The 2,795-nt window shown below is 69.2% G+C and carries 1 protein-coding gene; it reads right to left on the reverse strand.

Features of this window, described 5'->3' with window-relative positions; genetic code table 11:
- Positions 1-773: 773 nt before the first annotated feature.
- Entirely contained in the window at positions 774-2,144 is a 1,371-nt protein-coding gene (locus ACR9ZG_RS18610) for an ABC transporter substrate-binding protein (RefSeq protein WP_481286331.1), read from the reverse strand.
- Positions 2,145-2,795: the final 651 nt, after the last annotated feature.

A 2,795-nucleotide genomic window follows, 5' to 3' on the forward strand; every position in this document is an offset into this window, starting at 1 on the left:
GTGTCGCAGGGGACGGCGGAGGCCTGCCGGGGGCCGGGGTCGGGACGCCTCCGTTGTCGGCCACGCCACGCCGGGCGGATCCGCGGCGACGATGGAGGAGGGTGCCGGGACGACGGCGGCGTGCCGCAGGGAACGGAGGAGGCCGGCCGGGGGCCGGCGTCGGGACGCCTCCGTTGTCGGCCACGCCACGCCGGGCGGATCCGCGGCGACGACGGAGGAGGGTGCCGGGATGACGGCGGCGTGCCGCAGGGAACGGAGGAGGCCGGCCGTGGGCCGGCGTCGGGACGCCTCCGTTGTCGGCAACGCCACGCCGGGCGGATCCGCGGCGACGACGGAGGAGGGTGCCGGGACGACGACGACGTGTCGCACGGAACGGAGGAGAGTGCAGCGGCGAGCGCCCGGGACGCCTCCGTTGACGGCGGGCCGGGCTGTCGCTCGGCTCGGCTCGGCTCGGCTCGGTCGGCGCGGCTCGGCTCGAGCGTCGCGCTGCTCGACGCTCACCGCACGGCGCCGAACGCCGCCCCCGCTCCTCACGCGAGCCCGCTCACCCAGGCCCTGTGGGCGGCGGCGCGGACGGCCCAGCATGTGCACAACCGGATGAGGCCCTGTCGGCGTGACCCCGCCTCCTCTCGCAGCATCCACTTGGCAGGACATGCCGCGCGGGGACGCGCGGCGGCGGCGTGTCGTGACAAGTCGGTGAGGAGGCGCGGCGGTGCCGGAAACGCGGAAGGGGCGGCCCTCCGACGAGGACCGCCCCTGTGGAAGAGCCCGTGCTACTTGCTGCTCTTCGTCGCCTGGTCGTACGCCTTCTGAGCGGCGGCCTGCGCGTCAGAGAGCGCCTTCGTGGCCGACTTGTTGCCCAGCAGGTACGACTGGATCGCGTTCTGCAGCTCCGTCTGGATCTGCTGACCGGCCGGCGAGGCGCCGAACGACTTGCCGCTGCCGACGACGTCGTAATAGGTCGAGATCGCCTTGTCGAAGCCCGCGTTGCCGGACGGCTTCACGTACTGGTCGCGGATGGCCTTGTCGGCCTCCGGCGAACCCGTGAAGAGGCCGGTGTTGATGGCGCCGGGGGTGTCGGCGATGGTCTTGGCGCGGGCGGCGCCGGCGGCCATCCAGGCCTCCTTGTTGGTCAGGTTGAGGGCCCAGGCGCAGGCGGCGTCCTTGTTCTTGGCGCCGGCCGGGATCACGAACGACGTTCCGGAAGCGACGGTGAACGGGTTGCCCTCGCTGTCCTTGAACGGCACCGCGCCGATGTCGACCTTGTCGACGAACGGGGTCAGCACGTTCACGTACCACTGGGCGTTCACCTCGGCGCCGACCTGGTCCTTCACGTACTGGTTGTTCTCGCCGAAGAAGTCGAAGGAGTCGGTGAAGCTCTTCAGCTTCGCGTAGCCGCCCTGGGCGTCCGCGATCTGCTTCAGCACCTCCAGGCCCTTCTCGTTCTTGGAGTCGTCGAGGGTCGGCTTGCCGTCCTTGTCGATGATCTGGCCGCCGTAGGCGAGCAGCCACAGACCGGCCTGGCCACTGGCCTGCGGGTCGAAGCCGAGGGTCGACGGGTTGCCGCCGGACGCCTTGTACATCTTCTTGACCGCGGCGACGAGGGTGTCGGGCTTGGAGGTGTCGATGTCGGCGTCGGTGACACCGGCGGCCTTCATCACGCGCTCGTTGGTGATGATCGCCGGCGGCTGGTAGAACTGCGGCACCGCGTAGATCTTGCCGTCGAAGGTGATGTCGTCGATGACGGAGGAGTAGTAGGCGGACTTCGGGTCGACGTCGTGCACCGAGTAGCACTGGTCGAGCGGCATGATGAGGCCCTGCGAGGCGTAAGTCGCGACGAACTGGCGGTCCATCTGGACGACGTCCGGCACGTTGCCGCCGGCGACGCGGGTGGTGAACTTCTGCGCGTCGAACGGGGTCTGGTCGATCTTGATCGTGACGTCGCTGAGCTGCTTCTTCGCATAGTCGAGACGCGACGTTCCGACCTCGTCCGCGTTGTCGAAGCCCCACGCGTTCAGCGTGCCCTTCGCATCCTTGGAGAAGTCAGCGTTGGACGAGCCGCCGCCGCTGGAGCTGCAGCCGGCGAGGAGCGCCACCGACGCTGTGATCGCCAGCGTGGCGAGGGCGGTGTGCCTCTTGTTCATTCGATTTCCCTTCGATGGAGTCGCCACGGGCGTCGTCGCCCGTGCGAAGAGGTCTGAGCTCCCGGCAGCCGAGGTGCGAAGCGGCAAACCTGGAAACCTTCCCACATCGCAAAGTAACGCAGTGTCCGGGCTGTTGACAAGAGTTTCGGGCGGCCAGCGCGCGTATTCGTTACGTAACCGTTTTGTACGCTTGAAGGTGCGCAGGGTCAAGCCCTGGGTTGTGTATGGCAACGATGCCACATCCTCTGCGGATTAGACGAAGACTGGGTGCGTGACGTGCATCGCCCGGATGCTCCGGCTCGGCCGCGGCCACCATGGCGCCGGGCACACGGACCGCCCCGGTTCGTGACCGCGTGCGCGCCGAGATCGGTGCGCGCGGTGCTCGCGCCGGCGTCCGCGCACCGCGGGTCACTTACTCCGGATGTCGTCGCTGAGGCAGCTGTCGAGTACGCGGAAAATGTCGTGTGCGACGGCGCGTCGGAGGCATTTTCTGCGGACTCGGCGGCTCGGGGCGGCGGTCGTTCCGGAGTTGTGGGCTGGGTGGGCGGCGTGTTGGCGTGCGGAAGTCCGGAAGCGGTGGTGCAGGTGGGCGGCGGCGGCAACGAGTTGGCGGGACACGCTGCGTGGGGTGGCTGTCTCTTATACACATCT

This window comes from Leifsonia sp. KNZ12-8B, assembly GCF_056755495.1.

Bases quoted from the DNA above. Each gene is read 5' to 3' on its own strand.
- ACR9ZG_RS18610 (WP_481286331.1), bottom strand. From the start codon at position 2,144: ATGAACAAGAGGCACACCGCCCTCGCCACGCTGGCGATCACAGCGTCG.